5 protein-coding genes are annotated in these 4,467 nt (G+C 38.2%); 2 read left to right on the top strand and 3 right to left on the bottom strand.

Features of this window, described 5'->3' with window-relative positions; all coding sequences use genetic code 11:
- Positions 1–152 precede the first annotated feature (152 nt).
- Positions 153–722: a transposase gene (locus tag RBATCC27255_RS03275; RefSeq protein WP_169923227.1), complete on the bottom strand. Its 570-nt coding sequence runs from the start codon at positions 720–722 to the stop codon at positions 153–155.
- Positions 723–1,245: 523 nt separating this feature from the next.
- Positions 1,246–1,536 carry a RhuM family protein gene (gene rhuM / locus RBATCC27255_RS10795; RefSeq protein ID WP_341458195.1) on the bottom strand — a complete coding sequence of 97 codons (291 nt, stop codon included), beginning with the start codon at positions 1,534–1,536 and terminating at the stop codon, positions 1,246–1,248.
- Between the two features lie 738 nt (positions 1,537–2,274).
- Between rhuM and RBATCC27255_RS03265 the strand changes: the two genes are divergently transcribed.
- The gene (locus RBATCC27255_RS03265) at positions 2,275–2,697 is read left to right on the top strand and encodes a potassium channel family protein (protein ID WP_021883385.1); all 423 of its coding nucleotides are present in this window, start codon (positions 2,275–2,277) and stop codon (positions 2,695–2,697) included.
- Positions 2,698–2,785: 88 nt separating this feature from the next.
- On the opposite strand, the gene RBATCC27255_RS03260 is transcribed toward RBATCC27255_RS03265, so the two are convergent.
- Positions 2,786–3,427 carry a hypothetical protein gene (locus RBATCC27255_RS03260; RefSeq protein WP_101028728.1) on the bottom strand — a complete coding sequence of 214 codons (642 nt, stop codon included), beginning with the start codon at positions 3,425–3,427 and terminating at the stop codon, positions 2,786–2,788.
- Between the two features lie 165 nt (positions 3,428–3,592).
- Between RBATCC27255_RS03260 and RBATCC27255_RS03255 the strand changes: the two genes are divergently transcribed.
- Entirely contained in the window at positions 3,593–4,168 is a 576-nt protein-coding gene (locus RBATCC27255_RS03255; RefSeq protein ID WP_101028727.1) for a tetratricopeptide repeat protein, read from the top strand.
- Positions 4,169–4,467: the final 299 nt, after the last annotated feature.

Raw genomic sequence — 4,467 nt, 5'->3', positions numbered from 1 at the left:
GGCAGCTAATCCGGGGAGCCGTTTTTCTTTTTGAACTGCAAACCGTACCAATGCGGGAATCTCACTTTCTTTCGCCGCCTGAAACTATTTTGTCCATCCGGTGACTGCTTGTTGGTAGTCTGTCACTTCATAAAGTCTGCACATTTCCTCTTTCATGGCATAACAAACAGCAAGGTCGTGATGATCTTGCAGAATAGATTGTAATTGCTCGGTTTGCTGTCGGAGAGTTTATCTGAGTTAATGAGCAATGACCAACGCAGCTTCTTGAGTTGGCTGTATTCCTGCTTTTCGGCTTTAGCTTCTTGTTTAAGAGATTTCATAGTTTCCTTGTCGGTATCATCCGAGATATCGGCAAGGATTTCTTTTTCTTTGGCTTTATGCCTACGAGCTTCATCCAGACGAATAACGCCGAGAACATCTCTGCCAAATTGCGACTGCATATGAAAGCGATCATATACAATCTGTGCTTTGGGCAAATGCTTTGTTACAAGCTTGTTGTAAGATGCGTTCATGTCCATCGCTACCGCGATGACTGCCGACAAGGAGTCGGAAGTCATATCTTCAAAGAATTTTTCAAAATCCTTCATCGCTCTGCCCTTTCCGACCCATAAGATATCTCCCTGCTCAAAATCCATCACGCAGGTTGCATAACTGTGTCCTTTATGGATTGCAAATTCATCAACAGCAAGTATCCTCGGCTTGTAGCCTTCCTCTTTTAACATTTTTTCTCTTTCCCAAATTGCCTCGTCCATGATCTCCCGCTGTACTTTGCGAATCGTATCCCAGTGAATACCGGTCAATTCCTGTATTGCTTTGATGGACATTTTTTGCTGCAAAAAGCCTTTGATCCAGTTTGCAGCTCGGTATGTTATCCGTGTTCCTGGATATTTGAAAGGTATTTCCTCTGTAAATGTTTCGTGGCAACAGTTGCATTGATATCTATGGATAAAGAAGTTCCATATGTGTGTAGTACCTCTCCATATTGGGATATCTTTGAGTTTGACTTGTCCATTTTCATAAATATATATACACTGCCTCCACAATAAGGACAACGGACTGTCTGCGTTAACCTTAAGCTCTCCAGAAACAGTACGCTTTTATCTTTATTAGGGCTGATTCCTATATGTGTTCCTTTAAATCCTTGTCTTTAAAATTCGACTTTGATATCATCTAAATAGAGCATAGGTTTCTCTCCTCAATTGTTTGTCTTGTCAACTACAATTTTGGAGCTTCCTATGCTCTTTTTCAATATTTACTTTTGATTATCCCACATTTTTCCGTGATGAGGGTTTCTTTTGAAATATTGGCTTGATGATAATAGTTTAACTTATAAATCTGACCATCTTCGCCATCCACATTCACTACTTCAATGCCTATGTACTTTTCATGACTCAGCATTTCTTTTACTGAACATTTCAGACGCTCATCATTTATTAACCAACCTTTGATGGTATAGTTTTTTGCAATCTGATTCACCCATTTACGGAACTTCACCGCACACTCGGAATTGGTCTTAAACCTAACCGCAATAATCATTTCCAAAGAATAATGATTTGTATTGTAACTTTTCCGTCAGGATCAGTTATTCGAAATTTTCGAATAACTGCATCTTCCTGCGATTTACTATCCTCATCCTCAAATATTTTTTTAATATGATAATTGATTGTATTTTTCCTACATCATACAATGTAGCCATCATCTTCTGTGTCAGCCATATAGAATAGGGGAGAAGTAGTCTTTTGGTAGTCTTGTACTTTTCAACTGACAGTGATTTGCCGAGATTTACAAAGGAATATTGCGGTTTGTAAAGCGTTCGTGAGTCATCCCATGGCACACAAACATTATCCTTATCATAACAAAATTCCTCCCGATTTCAGATGCTTACGGTTTTAAACAGATGATTACATTATAACATAATAATTAAATTGCTACAACAAACAGCACTCACACTGCTGAAGTGAAGTTGATTATGGGGTTGTTTTTTTCTGTAATAGGAAATGACTGTGATTTGCTCCTGCTTACCTCGCACAGTATATTAGAAAATTTGCAAAATGCAGATTTGTGTGTATGAAAATATCTTCAAAGATGAGTTTTCTGTCATTGAAATCAGTCAAGCAAAAGCTAAGAAAAATGATATTTAAAAAGGTTTTGCTGCTCAGTGTGTCATATAACAAAAAAGTTACTCCTTCAAGGTTTCTATCCTCAAAACCGCATATCTATCGCCTTGACGGAGGTGTTTATAATTGTTATAATTTATACAAATGGGGTGGTGCTTTGAAAAAGACAAGACTGTTGAAAATTGTTCTCAAACGGACGGGTGCAATCAAGCTTTTGTGCAGTTATGTTATCGTGTTTTTTGCGGTGAGTGTTGCAATATGGATTTTTGAACCGAACATAACTCGGCTTTTTGACAGCATATGGTACTGTTTCAGCGTTGCCACAACAATAGGACTCGGAGATGTGCTTGCAACAACGCTTGTCGGCAGAGTGCTTTCAATCTTTCTTTCGATATGTTCAATTCTTATCATTGCAGTAGTTCCGGGCGTAATCACAAGCTACTATGTCGAAAGTACAAAACTTCGTGCTGACGAAAGCAGTGCAAAGTTTCTTGATGATCTTGAGCGCCTTCCCGAACTTTCAAAAGAAGAACTCGTCGAGCTTTCCGAAAAGGTGAAAAAGTTTAATCGTAAAAAGTAAATTTGATAAATTAAATGCGAGCATAAAAGAAGGGCTGTTGCAGAATGCGAAATCCTGTGACAGCCCAAACTGTTTATTCTGTTAATTCTTAAAACTCAATTGCATCTGTGACATCGTCATCTGTTTCGTCATCAGACTCGTCAAAATAATCGGCATCGTCAGAATTGCTTTCGTCTTCGGGAATGTCAATCATATCGAACTCGTCATATGTAACAGCCTTGTTGAGCTTAAAAAAGTTTGTCTGGCAGAAGTAGCGGCAGACACGGATGTAGTTGAGAAATTCGGGAGTTTCATTCTCATAGTCCTCGGCAGAAACACCCTCTTTGATGATAAGCAGCATCTCGACAATCTGCGAGTTACTGATAAAGAAGTTGTTATGCTCCTCAAAGATGATGAAAATATCGTCATCGTCAAGGTCATACTTTTCGCAAGCATAAAGCGCCTCGCTCTTTGAATTTCTCACAACTCTGTAAATCTCAAAATCAATCATATCAGGCTCATCACAATCAATATTGCCCATAACGCAGAGTTCAAGAAAAGTCTTGCTCATAACAGCCTTGTCGGTCAGTTCAAGGTCAAAGTGCTTTTCAAGAGAAATGATAAGCTCGTCCTGTGACTTTACACCCGGTGTGATGAGTGGCTTGTATCGTTTGATGAGTTTGTTTTTATAAAATTCCGAATTTTCATACTTTAATGAAAGATTAGCGGCAATGTTGTCAAATATATTCATCGTTATCTCCTTAAAAAACAAGTGGTTTTTATATTTACAAGTAAATTATAATCGAATTTAAGGATAAAATCAATATGCTTTTTGAATATAATGCCCAAACAGATTTATAAATTTGCAGTTTTCATTTATAATCTTAGTATGGATTGAACGGTAAGGAGGAGAGTTATGAGCTTGTTTGATAAAATGAAAAAACATCAGCCCCCTGAAAAACCGAATGACGGCGAATTTAAGAGCGATGTAAACACGATTCTGCACGGTACAAGCGTTCAGAACAGAAAAGAAATGTGCGAGCTTGAATATATGAAGGCAAGACGGCTTTTGAAAAATCCGACCGTTGAAACCGTTGCCCGTGCTAAAAATATAATGAATACCCTTGCAACCGATTTCGATTATCTTCCTGCCGTATTGTGGATGGCTGAATTTTCCGTGAACGGTGTCAAAAATCCCGAACAGGCGGCTATGTGGTACAAAAAAGCCGCAGACCTTGGCAGTGCGAATGGAGCGTCCAAAATTGCAGATATTCTTATGGACGGCAGAGGTGTTACCCGCAATCCGAAACTTGCAATGGAGTACTATAAAATTGCCGCCGATAATGGTATAGCGTCAGCATCATTTGCATTGGGTGAATATTATGCAAAAACAGGCAATAGGGAAGAAGCCGTAAAAGCCTATGAAAAAGCCGTCAAAGGCGGATATAAAGATGCCGAAAAAAAGCTTGCCAAGTTGAAGAAAAAGTTTTGAGAAGAAAAAGTTTTGATTGGTAAGATTATGATTTTGTCAAATAATATATAAATGAAGCAAAGTAGTTGTCATTTTGTAGGGAAGAACCGTGTTCTCCCATTGCAATTAGATTGTAAGCTTTATAAAAATGTTCTGATTTGATTGATGTTGTGTTTAAATTTGAACGCAGTAAAATGTGCAAAAAGAAAAGGTACTCATTATTGAGTACCTTTTAATGGAGCGGATGATTACTTTGTGATACGGAAGTTGCAAATCTCGTCTTTGTCTAAAGCGTTTAGGCTTAACTTGGATCAACGCTA

The sequence above is a fragment of the Ruminococcus bromii genome (genome assembly GCF_002834225.1).
Taxonomy (GTDB): domain Bacteria; phylum Bacillota; class Clostridia; order Oscillospirales; family Acutalibacteraceae; genus Ruminococcoides; species Ruminococcoides bromii.
The sequence above is the reverse complement of the archived record's forward strand: the minus strand, read 5'-3'. Positions and strand labels throughout refer to the sequence as shown.

Excerpts from the sequence above, each read along its gene's own strand:
- RBATCC27255_RS03275 (WP_169923227.1), bottom strand. The coding sequence starts at position 722 with ATGTTAAAAGAGGAAGGCTACAAGCCGAGGATACTTGCTGTTGATGAA.
- rhuM (WP_341458195.1), bottom strand. The coding sequence starts at position 1,536 with ATGATTATTGCGGTTAGGTTTAAGACCAATTCCGAGTGTGCGGTGAAG.
- RBATCC27255_RS03260 (WP_101028728.1), bottom strand. The coding sequence starts at position 3,427 with ATGAATATATTTGACAACATTGCCGCTAATCTTTCATTAAAGTATGAA.
- RBATCC27255_RS03255 (WP_101028727.1), top strand. The coding sequence starts at position 3,593 with ATGAGCTTGTTTGATAAAATGAAAAAACATCAGCCCCCTGAAAAACCG.